14 protein-coding genes are annotated in these 21013 nt (G+C 33.8%); 9 read left to right on the forward strand and 5 right to left on the reverse strand.

What is annotated here, in order from left to right; genetic code table 11:
* Positions 1-21: 21 nt before the first annotated feature.
* Positions 22-4482, forward strand: a complete 4461-nt coding sequence (locus M2098_RS02020) for a LamG-like jellyroll fold domain-containing protein (protein ID WP_280681262.1) — start codon at positions 22-24, stop codon at positions 4480-4482.
* Between the two features lie 55 nt (positions 4483-4537).
* On the opposite strand, the gene M2098_RS02025 is transcribed toward M2098_RS02020, so the two are convergent.
* The 4 genes from M2098_RS02025 to M2098_RS02040 form a co-directional block, all read right to left on the reverse strand.
* A complete protein-coding gene (locus tag M2098_RS02025) occupies positions 4538-5554 on the reverse strand; it encodes an acyltransferase (RefSeq protein WP_280681263.1) in 1017 nt (338 codons plus the stop codon).
* Between the two features lie 66 nt (positions 5555-5620).
* Positions 5621-5974 carry a hypothetical protein gene (locus M2098_RS02030; RefSeq protein ID WP_280681264.1) on the reverse strand — a complete coding sequence of 118 codons (354 nt, stop codon included), beginning with the start codon at positions 5972-5974 and terminating at the stop codon, positions 5621-5623.
* Positions 5971-6876 carry a phosphocholine cytidylyltransferase family protein gene (locus tag M2098_RS02035; protein ID WP_243833745.1) on the reverse strand — a complete coding sequence of 302 codons (906 nt, stop codon included), beginning with the start codon at positions 6874-6876 and terminating at the stop codon, positions 5971-5973. Before M2098_RS02035 ends, M2098_RS02030 begins: the two co-directional genes overlap by 4 nt.
* Positions 6877-6878: 2 nt before the next feature.
* Positions 6879-8210, reverse strand: a complete 1332-nt coding sequence (locus M2098_RS02040; RefSeq protein WP_280681265.1) for a DUF1576 domain-containing protein — start codon at positions 8208-8210, stop codon at positions 6879-6881.
* Between the two features lie 231 nt (positions 8211-8441).
* Here M2098_RS02040 and M2098_RS02045 point away from each other — a divergent pair, with 231 nt between their 5' ends.
* The 5 genes from M2098_RS02045 (at position 8442) to M2098_RS02065 (ending at position 15994) form a co-directional block, all read left to right on the forward strand.
* Positions 8442-10136: a hypothetical protein gene (locus M2098_RS02045; protein WP_280681266.1), complete on the forward strand. Its 1695-nt coding sequence runs from the start codon at positions 8442-8444 to the stop codon at positions 10134-10136.
* A gap of 200 nt (positions 10137-10336) precedes the next feature.
* Positions 10337-11893 carry a DUF6119 family protein gene (locus tag M2098_RS02050; RefSeq protein ID WP_280681267.1) on the forward strand — a complete coding sequence of 519 codons (1557 nt, stop codon included), beginning with the start codon at positions 10337-10339 and terminating at the stop codon, positions 11891-11893.
* Positions 11894-12039: 146 nt separating this feature from the next.
* Positions 12040-13788: a zinc ribbon domain-containing protein gene (locus M2098_RS02055; RefSeq protein WP_280681268.1), complete on the forward strand. Its 1749-nt coding sequence runs from the start codon at positions 12040-12042 to the stop codon at positions 13786-13788.
* A gap of 300 nt (positions 13789-14088) precedes the next feature.
* Positions 14089-14565: a Cys-tRNA(Pro) deacylase gene (ybaK, locus tag M2098_RS02060; protein ID WP_134169609.1), complete on the forward strand. Its 477-nt coding sequence runs from the start codon at positions 14089-14091 to the stop codon at positions 14563-14565.
* A gap of 7 nt (positions 14566-14572) precedes the next feature.
* Positions 14573-15994: an LTA synthase family protein gene (locus tag M2098_RS02065; protein WP_280681272.1), complete on the forward strand. Its 1422-nt coding sequence runs from the start codon at positions 14573-14575 to the stop codon at positions 15992-15994.
* Between the two features lie 47 nt (positions 15995-16041).
* Here M2098_RS02065 and M2098_RS02070 read toward each other — a convergent pair whose 3' ends face one another.
* A complete protein-coding gene (locus tag M2098_RS02070) occupies positions 16042-17361 on the reverse strand; it encodes a C39 family peptidase (protein WP_280681274.1) in 1320 nt (439 codons plus the stop codon).
* A 167-nt stretch (positions 17362-17528) separates the two neighbouring features.
* Between M2098_RS02070 and M2098_RS02075 the strand changes: the two genes are divergently transcribed.
* The 3 genes from M2098_RS02075 (at position 17529) to M2098_RS02085 (ending at position 20876) form a co-directional block, all read left to right on the forward strand.
* Positions 17529-18245: a Bax inhibitor-1/YccA family protein gene (locus M2098_RS02075; RefSeq protein WP_280681276.1), complete on the forward strand. Its 717-nt coding sequence runs from the start codon at positions 17529-17531 to the stop codon at positions 18243-18245.
* 324 nt (positions 18246-18569) lie between these two features.
* The gene (locus tag M2098_RS02080) at positions 18570-20063 is read left to right on the forward strand and encodes a C40 family peptidase (RefSeq protein ID WP_280681278.1); all 1494 of its coding nucleotides are present in this window, start codon (positions 18570-18572) and stop codon (positions 20061-20063) included.
* Positions 20064-20168: 105 nt separating this feature from the next.
* Complete coding sequence (locus M2098_RS02085; RefSeq protein ID WP_280681279.1) at positions 20169-20876, forward strand: N-acetylmuramoyl-L-alanine amidase; 708 nt, start codon at positions 20169-20171, stop codon at positions 20874-20876.
* Positions 20877-21013: the final 137 nt, after the last annotated feature.

Consider the following 21013-nt stretch of genomic DNA (forward strand, 5'->3'; position numbering starts at 1 on the left):
AAAATACAGGGAGCTAAAAAAATGTATAAAATAATGAAACGAATTTTTATGACGCTTGTTGTTACATGTATATGTATGACAACCTGCATCACAGGCGTTGATGCAGTGCTATTAAAAGCAGTCACTGATGAAGTCTTATATGTAGACTTTGAAGGACAAGTTGATGACCAATCGGGAAATGGGAACAACGGTACCTTAGTAGGTAGTCCTGATTTTGTGAGTGGTATTAAAGGAAAAGCCATTCACATTAAAAATGCCGGATCAGCAGCAACACAATATGTGAACTTTGGTAAACCAACAGATTTACAATTTGGTGAAGGAAACTTCTCTTATTCACTATGGTACAACAGTGCAGGTAGTGATGATGATATGATCCTTGGAAATAAAGATTGGTACAGTGGTGACAACAAAGGATGGGGACTTGCAACATTTAGTAATGGAGTGCGTGCCAATATTTCAGTTACAGGTCGTAAAGAAGTCCGAAATATAATGATTAATGATCAAAACTGGCATCATATTGCAGTGAATCATGATCGTACTGGACAAATGGTTGTATATGTAGATGGTGAAAAATTTAATAGTATAGATATTAGTGGATCTCAAGGAAGTCTTGATGTCTTTGATGTTGTGTTAGGAGCAGATGGAAATAAGAAATTTGCTTTAGCTGAAGCATCTATTGATGAACTTCGTATATTTAAACGTGTAATGAGTGTAGATGAGATTGGTGAACAATATATGGATGATGTATTACCATATCTACGTAAAATACACGTAAGTCAATTTGCGCAAATTAAAGATAATCAAGCATTTGACAATGATGCAAAACAAGCGTACAAAGTATTGGTTGATAAACTAAGTCAAGACAATCTTACGGTAAAAGAAGTAAATGATTTATCAAAAGATTTACCTGATGCATATGAAGCGGTTCGTGCAACTGCACCTGATGTAGTGCCTGGGCTTGTATTACATACAACATTTGATGATGAAGCTGCCACAGATTTAAGTGGATATGCAAATAATGGAACTGTTGTTGGAAGCCCAGAGTTTGTGGATGGTGTAAAAGGTAAAGCCATTCATATCCAAAATGCCGGATTAGAAGCAACACAATATGTAAACTTTGGTCAAGCTGACAGTTTAAAGTTTGGCGAAAATAATTTTGCTTATTCACTATGGTATAACAGTGCTGGTAGTGATGATGACATGATTTTAGGAAATAAAGATTGGGACAGTGGAAACAACAAAGGATGGGGACTTGCAACATTTAGTGATGGAGTGCGTGCCAATATCTCAGTTACAGGTCGCAGAGAAGTCAAATATATAATGATCAACGATCAAAACTGGCATCATATTGCTGTTAATCATGATCGTAGTGGAGAAATGATTGTATATGTTGATGGAGAAAAATTTAATAGTACTAACATTAGTGATTCTCAAGGAAGTCTTGATGTTCTTGATGTTGTACTAGGAGCAGATGGTAGAAAACGATATGCATTAGCAAATGGATATATTGATGAGCTTTATATGTATAACCGTTTATTAACACAAGCTGAGATAAATGAACAATATGATGTTATTAAATTGGAAAGTACAATAAAGAAATATCAAGCAATCGTTGCTGAAGCAAAAACAAATGGAACAGATGCAACAAAAATTGCGGAACTTGAAACAGCAATTGAATCAGTTATTAAAATTAAAGAAGCTGGTGGAAGTTTAGATATCGATCGTTTAGTAGCAAACTTAGATATTGCATACGAACGTTTCCAAACAACTAAAACTCCAGCAATGAGCTTTGAAGTAATTAGTGATCCTCACATTCAAGGAACTGATCGCACATCTAAAAATAGTGCAAACTTAATTGATGCACTTGAAGATATTGAATACTTAAACCCAACATCAACAGCGGTTTTATATCCTGGTGACTTTACTGATGGTGGAAAAGAGTCAGAATTTAAAGGATTCTATGACATTATTGAAAACTTTACTCCACAAGGTACAGAAAGTTTCGTAACTTTAGGAAATCATGATGTACGTTGGCAAACTGGTGGTTGGGAAGAAGCAAAAGCGCGTTATTTAAAATACAATAAGAATATTATGGGAGATACAGATGGACGTGTCTACTATGATAAATGGATTGATGGATACCACTTTATCTCTCTATCAACTGAAACAGATTTAAAAGATCAAGCAACCTTATCTAATGAACAATTACAATGGTTAGATAGCAAACTTAGTGAAAATGATGATCCAGAACGTCCACAATTTATCATCATTCACCAAGTGATTAAAGGAACATATGATCAAGCAGATGAAGATATCATTAAAGAATCTGAAGAAGTAAAAGCAATTTTGAAAAAACATAAAAATGCAGTGATGTTTACTGGACATATTCATAATGGTATTGATTTAATTTCACATGTGAACTATGGATATGGAACACAAGTAGATGTTCCTTCATTCTACTATTCAAGTTTTGGAAGTAAAGTAAACCAAGTTGGATATCAAGTAAATGTATTCGATGGCGGACAAATTCAAATTCGTTTAAGAGACTATAAAAATGATACATTCTTAGATGAGTATGAAATGAACTTCAACATCGATGATGAACAAGAAAGCGCATCATCACCTGATGTTCCAACTGATGTATGTAAAGTTACTGCTGGTTCAGAACAAAGTGTAACTGAAGGTGTAAGTAAATTAATCGATGATGATTTAACTACAATGTGGCATTCACAATACAGCAATGGAGTTCGCGAGGACCAATATGTGATTTTTGAACTTGATGAAAAAATGGAAGTGAATGGAATGCGTTACGTACCACGTCAAAGTGGAATTAACGGAAAAATTAACGCATATGAAGTGTATACTTCAGTCGATGGAACAAACTATACATTACAAACAACTGGAAAGTGGTATGGTCACCGTAATACACAATTTGCAAGTTTTGACCCAGTAGAGGCAAAATATGTAAAGCTTCAAGTGGTAAGTAACTATGGTGCTGGTTTATATTCAGCAGCAGCAGAAATGCGTGTGACACAACCAAAACCAGCAAATTCAGAAGCTTATGATGCATTACAAGAAGTTATTGCTCGTGCTAAAGGTGTAATTGATGCAAATAAAGAAGCGGCAACGACAACAACATCATGGACAAACTTTAAGGAAATTTATGATGAAGCACTTTTAGTTACTACGGATACAGAAGACGCAACGATTTTAAATGTAACATTACGTTTAGAAACAGCGATGACTGGACTTGTTGATCGTGCTGCTACAGCTGACTTTGATGCACTTGTAGCTAAAATTACTGAATACGAAGCATTAGCTGATAAATACAGTGATGCACAATTTGCAGATATGAAAACAGCAATTACAGAAGCAAAAGTACTTGTAGCTAAAGGAAATGCGGATGTATCTGTTGTTGAAGTAGCAAACGCAACAAAGAAATTAAATGATGAGAAAACAAAATTAGATGCAATTGGTGAAAGTGATCTTGATGAAGTTCGTGCATTACTTACATCAACAATTGCAAACGCAACAAAAACAATAGAAAAAGGTAATATGCGTCCTAGTACTGTAACAGCTGTGGAATCAGCAATTACTGATGGACAATCATTATTACAAGCAAGTGAAACAAACATTACAATCCTTACAGACGCAATCCAACGCATTGTGGATGCTGTAGCTAAATTAGAAGCAATTGTAGACAAAACTGAGATTTCACAAATGGTAACACTTTTAGAAACATTAGATGAAAGTGTATACACAAAAGAATCTTGGAAAACACTACAAACAGCAATCACAAATGCAAAAGCAGTTGTGGCAAATGATGATGCGACAACTGAAGAAGTACGTCTAACACAAGAATCTCTATATGCAGCTCTTAACGGTCTAGAAAAAGTAAAAGTATTTGTAAAAGACAATTTACAAAAAGAAATTGCAACTGCAGAAATTATTCTTGTGAATAGTGATAAATATGTAGCTAATTCTATTAAAAACTTAGCTACAGCAGTGGCAACTGCTAAACAAGCGCTAGCTAATGCAACAAGTCAAGCAGATATTGATGCTGCTACTAAAGCATTGATGAGCGTTCGTTTAAAAGCACGCTTGAAACCAGATACAGAACGTTTAGAAAACCTCCTTTCGAAAACAGATGATTTGGACACACGTCTATACACTGTTGAAAGTGTAGCAGCTTTAGAAAAAGCAATTTCTAAAGTACGTACATTACTTGATAATGGAGAAGTTACACAAGCAGAAATTGATGCAGTATATAGTGAATTAACACAAGCAATGAAGAACTTGGTAAAACAAGCTCCTAGTACATCCCCTGAACAAAATAAACCAAACAACACACAAATCAAAAATAATGGAGCTGGTGTAAACTCTGGTGACACTACAGATACAACAGCACTATATGGTTTACTCGTACTAGCACTTGCTGGTGTAGCCCTTTTTGGAACACGAAAATATAGACAACATAAATAAAACACACATGTTAGACGCAAAAAAACTCGGGCGATATTGCTCGAGTTTTTTTGTGTTATGCAGTAATCTTATTGATGAGTTGATTGAATTTCTCAATCTGTGCTAAGCCATAGGATATTCCAAAACTAAGCACGCATAATATAATGTAGAATACCATCGTATTTCCTAAAAAATTTAGTGGAATTTTTTGCATAATGATAATAATCATTGGATGTAAGATATACATATACAGTGATGTGTTTCGCCATACAATATTTCTTGGTTTTTCTTTGGAAACAAAGAATGTAAATAGTGAATATGTAAATGGAATAAGTGAGATATACATCGTATTGTGGATATCAGAACGTACGATATGAAATTGATATAAAATGATACCTTCTAAAAGTAATGCAATTGAACTGATAATTAGATCACTCATATGGAATACCAATTTATTGCGCTGTATTTTGCGTGCGATATATGCACCTAAGACAAAGAAAATCGGAGCCATAAAGATTCCATTTCGCGTACTTTCAAATACGAAGAAAATCCCATCATAGAATGTAGAGACAATCGGTGTTTGGAAAATAAACCCATAATATGAATCTCCAAACAAACCAATGACATATAATACACCTGCAAAGAAGATGGATGACTTCAAATTGAAGGTTTTAAGTAGTAACCAAGCAACATAGGCACCAACTAAAGAACCCATAAAGAACCACAAGTGATAAAATGTACCATTCCATAAGAATTGTTGGAGCAGTAGATGAATATCACTCCAATGTTTATAACTACCACCAATAAAATTAAATGGTAAGTATATAATGATACATAAAATGTAATACTTTAAATTTCGCTTCATAAATGCGAATACTTTATCTTTGGTTTGTGTACTCTTTAGATTGTTGTTGAATAAAAAGAATGCGGAACTGACAAAGAAAAAAGGCACAGCAATTCGAGCAATAATTCTTGTGTATGTATAATCCAGTGTGGTATTAAACGATAAAAAAACTGGATAGTGTGCTGCGATTACAAATAATGCAGCTAGTATACGAAAGGAATCAATCCTTCCATACTCTTTGTGTTTCATGATACTCCCCCTCATAAAAAAGCTATAACAATCTTACCATATATTTGATAAGTATGTTATAGCGAACTAGTCGTGTCGGTACCGAATAAGTTGAATTTCTAAATGATTGGTTGCATGTGTGACGTTTGCTTCATCGATTAATGAGTTTAGCAAGTCAAATTCGAACTCATTACTAAGATCACTTGTCCCAGTTAAATTCCAATACATTTCTTCTACTGCTTCTAGACGGTTACCAAATAGTTTAACTTCAAGATCATCTACCATCGATTGATAGATGTCTTTATAATCACAAGTTAAGGAAATGATGTGTGCATCAATTTCCTCTTTGATGTGAATTTGGATATCGTTTGCCCCTATGGCATACGCATACGTCGTAAGTTCCTCAGATATCTTACTTATAATACGTTTGGTGTGTCTCATGATACGACTTTATATGCTGGGTCAATATCGCAAAGTTCTTTAAAGGTATCAATTTCAATAATATCACCTTCATGAACGGGTTTAATATGCACGCTATAGTGATCAATGCATTCACGTAATGCAACTTCATCCCAGTATTTTTCTTTACCACCTGGACTTTGGTATACAGTTTCAATATCGGTTGCTAGTTTCTTACCATCTTCTGCACTCCAATAAGAAATTCCATACATATGGTGACAGTTTTTACCACCAACTGCAAGTTCTGTAATAACACCTTTCTTTGAATAGAAACACCAGTCATCAGTGACATCTACTTTTTTACCTAAGTAGTTGCTGTTGTATTCGTAAGCGCGAATAATCTCTGGGTTATATAAGACTAAATCTGATTCTAGTACATAAGCATTTTCAAGTAAATCTTTCGCAATATATGCACTTGAAATATTGTTTGCTTCGTTGTAGAAATCATTATCAATGAATGTAATCATTGGATATTTTGTTAGTAGGGTATCGAATTGTTCTTTCAAGTATCCACGAACAATTGTAATATCTTCAATTCCAGCTGCAAGAACTGCATCAATTAAGGTATCAATGATACGTTCGCCTTTCACTTTGATTAATGGCTTTGGTGTATTTAAGGTAACAGGAACCATGCGGCTACCAAATCCTGCTGCCATAAAGATTGCACGTTTTACCTTATATGGTTCTAATGCCTTGTATCCAGCTGCAGTAACCTCATATTTCGATTTTCCTAGTACGTCAATGTATCCAAGTTCTTGTAATTCTTGGATAGCTTTGTTTACAACACCAAGCGATACATCTAGTTGTTTAGCAATATCGCGTTGTGCGTATTTTTCTTTCTTTTGTGTAAATGTAACAAGTACTTCAAATTGTTGATGTGTCATAGTTATCTCCTAATAATCTCTTCCTCTAGTGTATCATTTTCTACACGTTTTGAGAACCTCGCTTCTTGTTGTCGACGTCTTTGTTTAGCAAATACATCAATGATTGGTAAAACAAATAATGCGACTAGTCCAGCAGAGAATCCATTGTTATATAAATTGATTCCTCCGTGATATGCTCCGATACTTTGTACTAAAGCTAAATGTAGCATTCCTGTCACAATTCCAGCAATCCAGCCAAACTGTCCAGCAATTGGTGCAAGTCCAGTTGCAAATAAGGCAGCAAGTAAGATCACTGGTTCATCTAAGTGTCCCATTCCTACATATCCAGCAATGACTACACCTAGGACTAAAGGAATAGTATTTCGTAAGTGTTTACCAAATCCACCAAAACCGACAATCGTCAAGATTCCACCAATCGTGGGTCCATTAATATGTCCACCAACAAGTAATACATAACTTGTGTAGGTAATGCCTAAAATTCCCATGTTGAATAAAACGGGACCGCAATTATCCGAACGAATAAAATCACTAACAAGTCGTCCAGAACGTTTCATCAGTTGACGATACTTACTAAGTACTTGTTTATCTAAAATAAACGCACAAATGATAAAGCAAATGAACACACCATATAATAAAAGGATAACACCAAGATGGTGTGAATCATACCAATGTAATACTGGTGTGCTTTCATAACCGATTTGTGAGATGATTGCATAAATAATCGTGCCGGCAAGTCCAGCACCAAAACCAACATTATATAAATTATATCCTTGGTGTACAGCTAAACAAGCATTAGAGACAGGTGCTAAAAAGAAACCGACCGCCACAGTGACTAGAAATGCCACAAGTAGTGCCATAATGGTGTTGTTGTGCCATAAGGCGAGTTCACTAGTAAGTGGTGCTAAACTTGTCCCAAAGAAAGCAATATAGATGTACTGTCTAAATGGATGCTTTTGAAGTTTTGCAAAGATGTATACGCCAGTGATGATTCCCCATATATTGACAATGTTTTTACCAAACATCCCAAATCCTCCCATGAGAAATACAGCAGCGATTGCCATACCACTAAGTTTTGCCTTGGATAGTTGCAATAAGCCAAGAGATAAAAGCATCAACAATCCTGCATTTAAAAAGGTCGCACCAAATCCAGCAATCTCTACATAGTCTGTAATTAGGCGATCTCCTTCCATAATGATTGTGGACATTCCATCTATAATAGTACTTACGGAATCCAATAAAAAAGCACTACCAATAAAGATAAGTGCGAAAAGTATAAGAAAAATTTTAATTTGATGGTCTTGTGTGTTCTGTAGTTTCGAAATCGTATCTTGCATAAGGCCCTCTTTATACTCTTTATAGTATTAGTATACAGGAAAATAAATTCGTAAAAAAGTACAAGTCTTTATTTTTTATGAACGAATCGTCGATGAATACTACGTAATGAATATACTTACATTTATGAAACAATTTACATTATAGGAAAGAAACTTTTTTCAAAAATGCTTTTTTTTAGTGTTGTTTTAGTGTACAATGGTACTAATGTTTAATGGAGTGGAGGTAATTTAATGAAAGAAAAACTATATTTACATGACAATGTGGCGATTATTAATTTCGACTTAGCATACCCTACATCAATGTCTGAACTACTTGGTTCTAGATCGTTAGGTTTATTTGCGAAAAAATACTTAAAACATTTGGAAAAACGTGATCCAGACTTACATGCTTGGGTAACTAATGGATTTACAATGGATCAAGCTACACGTGCATTATCACGCGTGTTCCGTCAACTTATCGTAATGAATCCAGATGAAATTGATGATTACTACTTAACAGATAAAGCGAAATTACTTGAATTTGTCGAAGGGCTATATAACTACTGGAAATCTCACCAACGTTTCTCTTATACAAGACAACGTTACACTGGTAGAAATGCGTCAAGCTTCGTGCTTTCAGATTCTAACTTCAATTCATTACTTCGTAGTTCATACCGTTTCCTTGAACAAAAACTTCAGGGAAGAAAAAGTGGTGTGTACCGTCAGTTACAAGCAGGAACAAACTCAGCGATGTCAACATATCGTGCACGTAAGTTAACGTTCCCTGAAACATATAAAGCATTTGCGGATATCCCTATGATTGAAGCAGTAATGTTGCGTACACCAATGATCTTAACAACAAGATCAAACAAACGTACGGGTATGTTTGAAGAAACGGATAGAAACCCTGTAGAATACTTTACTGGAGATAAGAGTACTTGGTTTTGCTACCCTGCAAAAGTTGGGGATTTATTAGTACATATTTACTTCCACCGCGATTTCACTTGTAGTGGAGTATCACTGGCTAACTTATTTGAATTAGCAAACCCAGAAGAAGCACAACAAAAACCAGATGCAATTGTCCAATTTGCAAATCAAGATGGTAAAGATGAAACGAAATTCTTCTATGATGAAGAAAACGATATTTATGTAGGTAGTGTTTCTTACATGCAACAAGCAGAATACTTTGGATACATGAAGAAAATGGTACTTACATTACACAACCTTGTTATGATGAGACGTGGTTGGTTACCAATTCACGGTGCCTTTGTAAATATCACACTTTACGATGGAAAACGTAAAGGTATTATGTTAATGGGTGATAGTGGAGCTGGTAAATCAGAATCGATTGAAGCCTTAAAAGCATTAGGTAATGATGTAATTAAAGATATCGAAGTTGTCTTTGACGACATGGGAACGATTCATATCGAAGATGGTGTTCCTTATGGACAAGGTACAGAAATTGGTGCCTTCATTCGTCTTGATGACTTAGATCCTGGAACTCCATATCGTGATATGGACCGTTCAATCTTCATCAACCCAGATGTATTGAATGCACGTGTTATCACACCTGCTGCACCATATAGCGTAATTGCACGTAACCATAAAATCGATTTATTCTGTTATGCAAATAACTACGATACAGATTTAGGCATGCGTCAAATTGAAGACATGGATGAAGCAAAACCAATCTTCGTTGAAGGTAAACGTATGGCTAAAGGAACAACGCAAGAAGTTGGTTTATCAACTACGTACTTTGCAAACCCATTTGGACCAATGCAAAAACAAGAAGTTTGTGATCCAATCATTGACGAAGTCTTTGATACATTGAAAGCAAACAACATCTACGTTGGAGAAATCTTCACACACTTAGGTCTTGACCGTGGTGACCGTGATGGTATTAACGTAGCTGCTCAAGAATTATTAAAATTCATCCAAGAAGGATAATGAAGGGTATTTATCAATACTAAAATAATCCTCTTTAAGAGAATTGCGTGTATAAATTACAAACGCGATGAAACTTAAGGAGGATTTTGTTTTTATAGCAAATATGTACCATTAACTGAAAATCATAGAAAGAATCTATAGTGAATTATTATAAAAATAGATGTATTATATTTATATAAAAGTTTTTATAAGGAGGAAATATGACACACAATAAAAATCGAATTTCTGTCTATCTAATAGAAAAAGATCTTACTGAAAAGGATATAATTAAGGATGATGAAAATATTAAAAGACACGAAGTGAACGGTGTAGGAGTAGTTTTTTACAAGAAGTCATATCAAAATAAACCAAGATGGTTAAGTGAATTTCTTTTGAATGAAATTAATAATGATGAACTTAAGACATCAAATGCTCGTTCAGTTCTGTTAGTTACAGTTTCACATAATTATATTGAAAGAACATTTGCTGTAGTGATGGGTTATGGCAAATCTTTACTTAATGATGATGTTGTTGAAGAGCGTTTTGGATTAAAGGTTACACTAAATTCAATTGATACAGACAGTTTGAGGAGAATAAGCAAAATAAATATTGGTGGAAATCTTAAAATAAGCAACGAGCAATTACCAAAAAAATCTGGTGTAGATGATTTTGGTGTTGATGTAAATCGAGATCTTGTTGCCAGTGTTGCTGGAAAAGGTACTGATTCAAATTTTTCGGAAGGAATTATAAGTGGTAGTGATGCTCTTTCAATTACGGCGGAAGTGGATATTAGAAATATAAAAGAGTTTCTAGAAAAGGTTTTTGAAAAGTATAGTACAGATGATTATAAAAACAAATTTCCATGGATAGATCAAATTAAAGAGGTAAAGAACAAAGAATTAAAAGATGAGTTAAACAAAAAAGTTATTGAATCACTTAATAGAGATAATAGCGCTTTTTGGTTTGCTCCACCTGATATTATACAATGGGAAAACTATCAAGGGTTCTGGATATCAAATATGGACATGTTTGATGATTTTATAGTTAAAGATATCGTAGAAAGTTTTAGGAATCCGCTTGAAGAATATGATCAGTTAAAAAATAAATATGTTTATTTAATTAATAATGAAACTAATGAAAAGCAAAAAATATTTAGATTAAGTGATTGTGTATTTGGCGAAGTAAAGTACAATAATGAAGTATATACAATAAATAAAAATAAGTGGTATCAAATCAGTAAAGATCTAGTTGAGCAAGTAGAAGAAGACTATGACAGCACAAATGTGAGTAAAGAAGAATTTATAGAGTATGGCGAATCGACAAGTGAGAATGATTATAATCAAAAACTTACTAACTCACGGAACGATGAGTTAATTTGTATGGATGCAAAAGTGATTTATTACGGAGGAGGACACAGTAGTATTGAAGTATGTGACGTCTTATCAAAGAATGGTGAATTGATACATGTTAAGCGCTATAATGGTTCAGCGACATTGAGTCATTTATTCAATCAAGGATTGGTATCAGGAGAGCTTATTCGTGAAGATCGCAGTTTTCTAGAGCTAGCCAATTCCAAAATTGCAGAAATATCTAATGATAATGAATTTAAGTTAACAAGTACGAAAAGCAATAAAATTATTTTTGGTATTGTTACAAATGATTTGAATGATTTACCTAGAATACCTTTTTTCAGCAAAGTGACTCTAAAACATGTTAAAAAGCGATTGGCAGCATTGAATTATAGTGTTGAATTAAAAAACATTCGCGGTCAAAAGTAGTGAGTTTAGCAAAAAGCGAGTCTTATTAATTCGATTGCGTGAATACTGCTCAACATTTATACTAATATTAAGTACAAATATTATTTTTGCGATGATATGTTTTGTATTGAAGCTACATAATTACAATTATTTGAGGGGGATATTACATGAAGTGTGAAAAGTGTGGGACGAATATAAATAGGAAAGATAAATTTTGTTCAAATTGTGGAAATGAAGTAAAAGTAAATACGAATGAAAATAAAGTAATTGATACTATAAAAAAAGAAGCTATACTGTTTTGGAGTCAATTAACATTGTTTGGGAGAGTAATGACAGTTAGCATTGTTATATTTTCATTGTTAGGTATTATCGCGTATCTATTTGGGAGTAAATATTCTTTTGCCATTTCAGTTATTCAAATTGTACTGGTAGTAGTATCTTTCTTAATTAAGGAAGGAAAAATAAAGTCAGACAAAACGTACATGTATATAATAGTAATCGCTGTTTCTTTTGTATTGATGATTCCGTATAAGCAAATGTTTGGTTATGAAAAATCAGTAAATAAACAGTATTCATATGTCAGTACAAGTAATAAAGAAGAGAAAAACGAAGAGGAAGTTGATACAAGAGAGAAGTTTGAATGGAGTGAAATTGAATTATCAAAAAAACTTCCAAAACCAAAATCAATATATGGTAGTGTTATAGCTAATTCTCAAGAATCTCTTAAATTAGAAGTGCACGAAATTAATTCAATAGATTATGATAATTATGTTACTGCCTGTGAAGAAAAAGGGTTTGCAATTGAGCTAGAAAAAGATGAAGAAGGAACACATGTATATAATGCTGATGGATATTTATTGTTTTTAAAGTATAGTCTAGAAGATGAAATAATGAATATAAATTTGGAGAAACCAATGGATTTGCATGAAATCACTTGGTCAACTAGTGAACTTGCTAAAATGATCCCAACTACAAATTCGTTATTAGGTGTAATCGAAAATGATGATGAGAAAAATTACAGCTTATATGTCGGTAATATGTCGAAAGATGATTATATTCAATATATTGAGAACTGTAAAGGTATGGGTTACTCGGAATCAGTGGAGAACACTTCAAAAACTTTCTCAGCTAAGAATAGTAACGGAAATACACTTGAAGTAGAATATGTCGGTAATAAATTGATACATATATCAGTTACAGAGACAAAATTTGAATTAGAGTTGGAAGTAGATTGTAAGGAAAATTTAATCTTTAGTACATATGACGTAGAAATATTCATAGATGATGAATATGTTGAAAAAATAAAACATGGAGATAAGAAAACTTATAATTTACTTGTTACTAAAGGTGAACACACATTAAAATTTATAAGTGCTTCTGATGAATCATTGAATGGGAAAATTAAATTTAAGATGAATAATTCACAAAGTCTTAAATATAAAATATCCTGTAGTCGTAATGGAGTTAGTGTAGAAACAAAAGAAACCAGTAATTCGTTAAGCGAAGATATAGAATCAAACCAAACGACTGATAATTCTAAATTGTATTACTCTACGAATACTAAAGAGCAAGCTTGCAATGGAAATTCTGGAAAATTCGCTTACAGGGAGTCTGGATCCTATTATGATAAATATTATATAATAGACTTTGACGAGGGCTATGTGTACTTTTTTACCGATGGTAATGGAGATGATGGAGAAAGAGTGAGAATTGAATCAGGCACATTAAATGACACTATGATAATCACTTGGCATGATGGATCAGACACGTGGTCATACTATTTACATTTCAAATATAAACAACATCCTGAAACACTAATGGTTACTGATAATGATGGATTTCAAATGAAATTCTCACCAACAGATTTAAGTAAAGCATTAAACCTAAAAAACTCAAAGAATATTAAGGATTATTAGATGATAATAAACGCATAGAATTATGTGATTGTACTTGAGTAGATTATTGACATTTCGTATTGTTACGAAGTGTCTTTTTTGAATGCTTATCTAAACAGCATTATATCTTTTCTATTTAATTGATTAATACAATTTAAATCAAAAGTATTTTGATGTTTGTGATTAGGGGTAAGGCATATTAGAATTATAGTTTCGTAATAAAAGCAAATTAAAGATTAGCTTTACATTGCTTATCACCTATTCATTGCATGAAACTAAAACATATTATAATATGTTGTAAAGAAAAAAAGGAAGTGTCATATGAAGAAACTACAAAAAACTAATGCAATGCGTATTCTTGAACAAAAGAAATTTGAATATCATACATATAGTTATGTGCCAAGTGAAGATGGTAAGCCTGGAGAAAGTGCTTTGCAAATTGGAAAGCCAGCAGAGATGATATACAAAACACTTGTATGTGTAGCTAAAAGTAAACAACACTATGTATTTGTGATTCCTGTACTACATGAATTAGATTTAAAGAAAGCCGCAAAAGCAGTAAAAGAAAAATCGGTCGAATTAATTCATGTCAAAGAATTACTTCCACTAACTGGATATGTACGTGGAGGTTGTTCACCGTTTGGAATGAAGAAATTATTCCCAACAGTTATTGATGCAAGTGCATTATCACTTGATACGATAATTGTAAGTGCAGGAAAAATTGGACAACAAATAGAGACAAGTAAAGATGCATTTGAATCAATTTTACATGCATCATTTCTTGATGTAGTGGTATAATACGAAAATGAGTTATTATGTAATTTTATTCATCCTATTTATCGGTTTATTAGCATATATTAGTGCACGGTGGGCGATACAATACTTTGGATTATCCTGTTTCGAACAAATCGTATTTCATTTAAAAGTACCTTTAGAAGGAGCCAATCCACAGTTCTTAATTGACTGGGTAAAACTTTGCTTTATTAAAGCATTAGTAATTGCGCTAGTTGCTGCAGGAGTGATTTGTTTTGTATTTTATGACATTGCAGCTATTTTAAGTTATGGAGCACTTGTTGTACTGCTTATACTTGCGATGCAAGAAGTTGGTATTTTTGGGTGGATTATCAACTTGTTTAGAAAAACGAATTTCTATGAAGAAAACTATGTCGATGCTAGTAAAGTAAAACTGACTTTCCCTGAGAGAAAACGTAATTTGATTCACATTTATGTAGAATCACTTGAGAACACATATAGTAGTGTTGAGAAGGGTGGAAACTATAAAGATGATTTACTATACCCAATTAGTGATTATGCTTTAGAAAACGTGCATTTCTCGCATAAGGAGAATTTAGGTGGTGCTAAAGAATTATCAGGGACAGGATGGACAACAGGAGGTCTTGTTGGACAAAGCGCTGGAATACCATTGCTTGTGCCTTTGAACTGTAAACGATTTAGTGAATCACAACCATTCTTTCCAGGATTAACTGCACTTGGTGATATTTTAAAAGCCAAAGGATATCAACTGGAATATCTTATTGGTAGTGATGCTGCTTTTGGTGGAAGACAATCGTATTTTAAAGATCATGGAGATTTTAAAATCTTTGATTTGCGTTATGCAAAAGAACACGGATTTCTTGCAAAGGACTATAAAGAATTTTGGGGTTATGAAGATCGTAAACTATTTGATTTTGCTAAATCGGAGTTGCTTGAACTTACAAAAAGTGAGGATCCATTTTACTTTGCGATGTTAACAGTCGATACACACCATCCATATGGGTATGTTGATGCGCAATGTAAAGAACAATATAGTGAGCGATTAAGTAATGTTATTGCTTGTGATATTAAGGAACTTTCAGAGTTCTTAGATTGGTTGAAACAACAAGATTTCTATGAAGATACAACGGTTGTTATTAGTGGAGATCACTTGAGTATGGCAGCAGGGTATATTCATTCGACGTATGATAAGTCGTATGAACGAACAACCTTTAATTGCTTTTTAAATAGCGCGGTACAGCCATTACAACCATACAATCGCGAATTTGTAACACTAGATATGTTTCCAACTGTATTAGCGAGTATGGGGGTTACAATCGAAGGGGATCGTTTGAACCTAGGAACAAATCTATTCTCAGATAAGAAAACACTAGTTGAAACGTATGGATTTACATATGTGGATAAAGAACTACGTAAACAATCTACATACTATAAACAACATATTATGAAATAGAAAAAGGGAGTAAGTAACTGCTACATGCAATTGCTTACTCCTTTTGGTTACTCATTTACTTCTGCTTTTCGATAAATGTTGATAATACGTGTATCACCATTTGGATCTTTAATTGTTTTGATTTCTAATAAAATGTAACCACCAATATCAGATACATCATCGTTGTCTGGTAAATTTCCTTCGATTTTTGCTTTGAGGATTGTACCTTGTTCATCTTGCCATACAGTAGTTGTCACAATTCTGTGATATGTATTCACCGTATGCATATTTCCATTTTCATCTGTAGTGGTTATAGCAGACACAACAGAATATCCAGGAATATCTGAAATACCATCATTATCTAGTTTTGTTCCATTTTCTTTAGCACGCAAAATACTACCTGCTTCATCTACCCAAATGGTGTCTTCTGTTTTTACAACCTTTGCTTTTGTAATTGCATGGAATAATGCACCACCATCATTTGCATCAACTGGATCGCTACTTCGTTGATTCCAAATGGAACTAACTAAGAATGCACCACTACGTGTATCACTATATACATCATACACATAGGTATATCCATTGCTATATCCGTTTAAGACAATAGCATGAGATGCTCCAGCAGGTGCCCAGTTACCTGGACCAACTGCAGCGACGACCGTTTGTCCTTTGGCAAGTGCTTCAACAAGCTGTTGTTGGCTCATTAAGTTTGTGGATGTTGCTCCATAATGTTCAACTGCAATACGTATACCAACGCCGGTTGTACCAATGTATTGTTTGTTGAACTCATTGGTATTGTAGTATAAATAGTCGGCTACAGTTACTGGTGATACAGGTATACCAGCAGCAGTTAATGCCATTGCTAATGAAGTAGGAACACAACCTGAGTTTGCCATATTCCAAGCAGGATTGAATGCGTGACTTGCCCAACGTGGATCACGTTGTGAATAGTACTGTAATGTACGTGGTAAATCATAATATGATGGGTTGTACTGTCCCTTCTTTTCTGCTTCTTCTGCAGCTTTTTGCCGTTCCTGTTCAATTCGGTAACGTTCTTGTTCTTTGGCAGTTTGCGCTTCTAAGTACGCTTTTGCTTCCGCTTCTCGTTTTGCATCTTCTTCCGCTTTCTTCTTTTTTTCTTCCTCTTCCTTTTTCTTAGCTTCTTCATCAGCGGCTTTTTGTTTAGCCTCTGCATTTTTACTTTTTAAAGGAATCAATCGTCCTTCATAAGTCGAAAGAGTTGATGAGAGTGTAGCACCAGATGATTTTTTCGATGTATCATCAGTTGCATCAACGCCACAGCCACTTATGATAAAACAACATAATATAAATAATGTAACACACACATTTCTTACCTTCTTAAAAGTTCCCTTTACTTTTTGTAACATGAATGGTCCCCCCCTGAATCATATATATAAATTATAGAATGAATTGCGAATAATAACAATTATTTATAATGAAAAACATGAGTATAGCTATATGAATTTATGGTGAACTCACTTGAAACTATATATAGGTGTGATATGATAAGTTATACCAAAGGAGGAAATTACTCATGGAAACTTATGAAGGGAAAAATGGACCTGAATTATCCATTAACAATGAGAATTCATTACGTAAACAATTAACGAAAACATTCGGTTGGATGTTTCTAGGATTAGCAGTCACTTTTGGAGTAGCATTTTATTTATATAATACTCCTGAGATGATGTATTCAATTTTTAGCAGTCGCTTTGGAGTGATTGCAATTGTAATTGCACAATTTGCAATTGTTATTGCTTTTAGCTCACTTGTATTCAAGGTAAGGCCTGCAGTTGCATTAGCTCTGTTTATGGGGTATGCGGCAATTACAGGGGTTACATTCTCTGTTTTACCAATTATTTATAATGTTGCAACAATTGCACAAGCATTTGCAATGGCAGCAGTTTACTTTGCTTGTTTGATGGTGATTGGATTAACAACGAAAAAAGACTTAACAAAAATTGGATCAATTGCAATGGCTGGATTGTTTGCAATGATTATCTATAGTTTTATCTCTATGCTATTTGGATGGAGTAGAGACTCATTTGTCTACTCATTTATTGGACTTATCGTATTCGCAGGTTTAACTGCATGGGATGCTCAAAAAATGAAGACGATTTATGCACGTTATCAAAATGATTCAGAAATGGTAAATCGTGCATCAATTTACATGGCACTAGAACTATACTTAGACTTCATTAATATTTTCTTATTTATTTTAAGAATTCTAGGTGGAAGCAAAAACGATTAATTAACTAAAAAATTGTTTGTGGAAGTGATTCGTTGAAAAATGAGTCACTTTTTTTCTACAAAAAAAATGAATTTTAAAGTATGCAAATGAGACTATTTACCTTCAAAAAATGACAAAACAATACAAAACATCGATACTTTTAATGTATGAAAACCATCATACAGTGCTTGAAAAATGAATGTTTTGACACCCAAAAAAGTCTGATTTCAACTGTGTGAAAGTTTGGGATATCGTTGTGTAAGGGCTTTCATAATGGTATTATCAGTGAGTAAAATTATTTTGATTTTAACTAGAAAATGATGAAACATTCTGAGGGGTTCAAATATGAGTTCAATGAATAAAATAGTAGAAAACATAAAGAAGCTTAATGCGACTTTAGTATGTAATTTTAAATACGGTTTACGCGAAGCCAGTTCATGGGCAGTTACTTGTAAAGTAAAAGCAAGCGTTGTAGCTAATGAATTACTTGGTGCATCTTTGATTAGATGCAAACAAGCTTTACATAAAGCAGATGCAGCATTTACAGAAATCTATCCAGTAGTTATCAAACAAACGAAAACTACGTGTACTTCAATTGCAAATAAAGCAAGTGTTGCTTTATCTACAATTGAAAACCGTTTTGGTAAAATACACTTCAACTTTCAACACTTTGTCTTAACAACAACTACTGCTGCTTTAGTATTTGCAGTAACATTTACATTTACTGGACTAGGACGCTCACAAGTTGATGCAGCAACTGTTCTTCGTAAAGTAGAAGTTGCTACTCCATTAAATGAAAAAGCAATCAAAGTGAACTATGGTGATGATAGTGCAATCATTGATGTTGCTAAAGAAATCATTTCAAGAAATGAAAGTAATGTATACGATGCAAAAGCAATTACACTTAACGATGGAAGCCAAGGATATGAAATTGGTAACTACGTAGTGAAATTGGATCGTATCCCAACAAAAGAATTAAGAGAAGATACTGTAGCAATTAAGATTCAATCAAAAGAAGCTTATGCAAGTGACAGTGTAAATAAAGTAGAACTAAACAACGACAAACCTGTAATCGCTGATGATGTATTTGCAGTTAACTCATACTTAGTAAATGTGAAATATGTAGATACACAAGCACCAGTGATTGCTTTATCAGAAACACATGTAGATGTACTTGATACAGGAGATTTTGATCCTCAAGCATATGTGACAGGTGTATTTGATAACTATGATGAAGTAGTAAACTACACAGTAAGTGGAGAAATCGAAGAAAACGAAGATGGATTATACATCGACGGAGATTATACATTCACATATACAGCAGTTGATGCTAATGGAAACAAAGCAGAAGCACAATTAGTTGTAACTGTAAGTGAAGATGAAGAAGCTGCCAAAGAAAGACGTGAAGCAGAATTAGAAGAAGAACGGCAAGCAAACCAAAGTGCAGAGACAGCTAACGAGCAAAATGTAGTACAAGCTCCAACACCTGCGGCTAATGCTGCTAGAGGTGGTGGAATTGCAACTGCAATCTCACTTGTTGGTTCTCCATATGTATATGGTGGAACTTCACCTGCAGGTTTTGATTGTTCGGGATTTGTCCAATATTCATTTGGGTTAGGTGCAAGAACTACGGGAGCACAAGCTGCTTTAGGTCAACATTATTATGATGTTCAAAACGCACCAGCAGGAGCATTATTATTCTGGGGTGGAGATAGTTCACCTTACCACGTAGCAATTTCATTAGGAAATGGAAGTTACGTGCATGCTGGAACGCCTGCAACGGGTGTTACATATGGTAGTCAAGGAAGTTATAGACCAAATTTCTACATTGTTATTTAAACGAAGTATACAAAAAGTTCACATGATTTGTGAGCTTTTTTTGTGAAGTTATGTGATGTTAGAAAAAGTGTAGTCTGTTATATATGATTTTGTTATACTTCTACCATGAAAACATTGAAAAGATTAGGAATCATCGTGATTGCTGTATTGATGTTACTTGTGGGAGTTACATCAAATGATCAAGGACCAACTGCTGCTATTCAACATGTACGCATGCTTCCATCAAAACAGCTAGTGTTACCAAAACAACAAGCAACCGTATTTATTGATGCAGGACACGGTGACGTAGATTCTGGAATGATACCATTATCAGGTATGTATGAAAAAGATATTAATTTAGACATTGCACTTCGTATTGGAGAGATACTAAAAGAAAATGGAGTGAACGTTGCTTATTCACGTACGAGCGATGTACAACTTTCTACTTCAAATGTGGATGACTTACAAAGTCGAATTGATTTATCCGTTGTCGCTAAAGCAGATCTATTTGTTTCAATTCATTGTAATGCAAGTGAGTATGGTACACGAAAAGGTTTTGAAGTGTATACAGATCCAAATGATGCAGAGGCATTTTCATTATCAAAAATCATTGAAGAGAAATTGGAGGAAGTAAATTATACAGATAACAATGGTATTGTTGATGCAACTGAATTACTGCATTTAGTGATTTTTGCTGAAGTGCCAACAACGCTAGTTGAAATTGGATATTTAGATCATGAAGATGATAATGTATTTATTCAAACAGAAACAGGAAGACAACAAATTGCTGAAGCTATTGCAAATGGAATATTAACCAAAATACATCAATCTTAGGGAAACCTGAGATTTTTTTATTTTTTTTGAAGTTTCATGTACAATTGTGTCTCTTAATATATGTAGCAGGATAGACTCTCTTTGTTCTTCCATTTTATCCTGCTATACCCAAGAGAGAAAAATTCAAGGTAGCGTTA

This window comes from Breznakia sp. PFB1-19, assembly GCF_029893935.1.
Taxonomy (GTDB): Bacteria; Bacillota_I; Bacilli_A; order Erysipelotrichales; family Erysipelotrichaceae; genus Breznakia; species Breznakia blatticola.

Bases quoted from the DNA above. Each gene is read 5' to 3' on its own strand.
- M2098_RS02080 (WP_280681278.1), top strand. From the start codon at position 18,570: ATGAGTTCAATGAATAAAATAGTAGAAAACATAAAGAAGCTTAATGCG.
- M2098_RS02050 (WP_280681267.1), top strand. From the start codon at position 10,337: ATGACACACAATAAAAATCGAATTTCTGTCTATCTAATAGAAAAAGAT.
- M2098_RS02085 (WP_280681279.1), top strand. From the start codon at position 20,169: ATGAAAACATTGAAAAGATTAGGAATCATCGTGATTGCTGTATTGATG.
- M2098_RS02030 (WP_280681264.1), bottom strand. From the start codon at position 5,974: ATGAGACACACCAAACGTATTATAAGTAAGATATCTGAGGAACTTACG.
- M2098_RS02040 (WP_280681265.1), bottom strand. From the start codon at position 8,210: ATGCAAGATACGATTTCGAAACTACAGAACACACAAGACCATCAAATT.
- M2098_RS02070 (WP_280681274.1), bottom strand. From the start codon at position 17,361: ATGTTACAAAAAGTAAAGGGAACTTTTAAGAAGGTAAGAAATGTGTGT.
- M2098_RS02020 (WP_280681262.1), top strand. From the start codon at position 22: ATGTATAAAATAATGAAACGAATTTTTATGACGCTTGTTGTTACATGT.
- M2098_RS02075 (WP_280681276.1), top strand. From the start codon at position 17,529: ATGGAAACTTATGAAGGGAAAAATGGACCTGAATTATCCATTAACAAT.
- ybaK (WP_134169609.1), top strand. From the start codon at position 14,089: ATGAAGAAACTACAAAAAACTAATGCAATGCGTATTCTTGAACAAAAG.
- M2098_RS02045 (WP_280681266.1), top strand. From the start codon at position 8,442: ATGAAAGAAAAACTATATTTACATGACAATGTGGCGATTATTAATTTC.
- M2098_RS02025 (WP_280681263.1), bottom strand. From the start codon at position 5,554: ATGAAACACAAAGAGTATGGAAGGATTGATTCCTTTCGTATACTAGCT.
- M2098_RS02065 (WP_280681272.1), top strand. From the start codon at position 14,573: ATGAGTTATTATGTAATTTTATTCATCCTATTTATCGGTTTATTAGCA.
- M2098_RS02035 (WP_243833745.1), bottom strand. From the start codon at position 6,876: ATGACACATCAACAATTTGAAGTACTTGTTACATTTACACAAAAGAAA.
- M2098_RS02055 (WP_280681268.1), top strand. From the start codon at position 12,040: ATGAAGTGTGAAAAGTGTGGGACGAATATAAATAGGAAAGATAAATTT.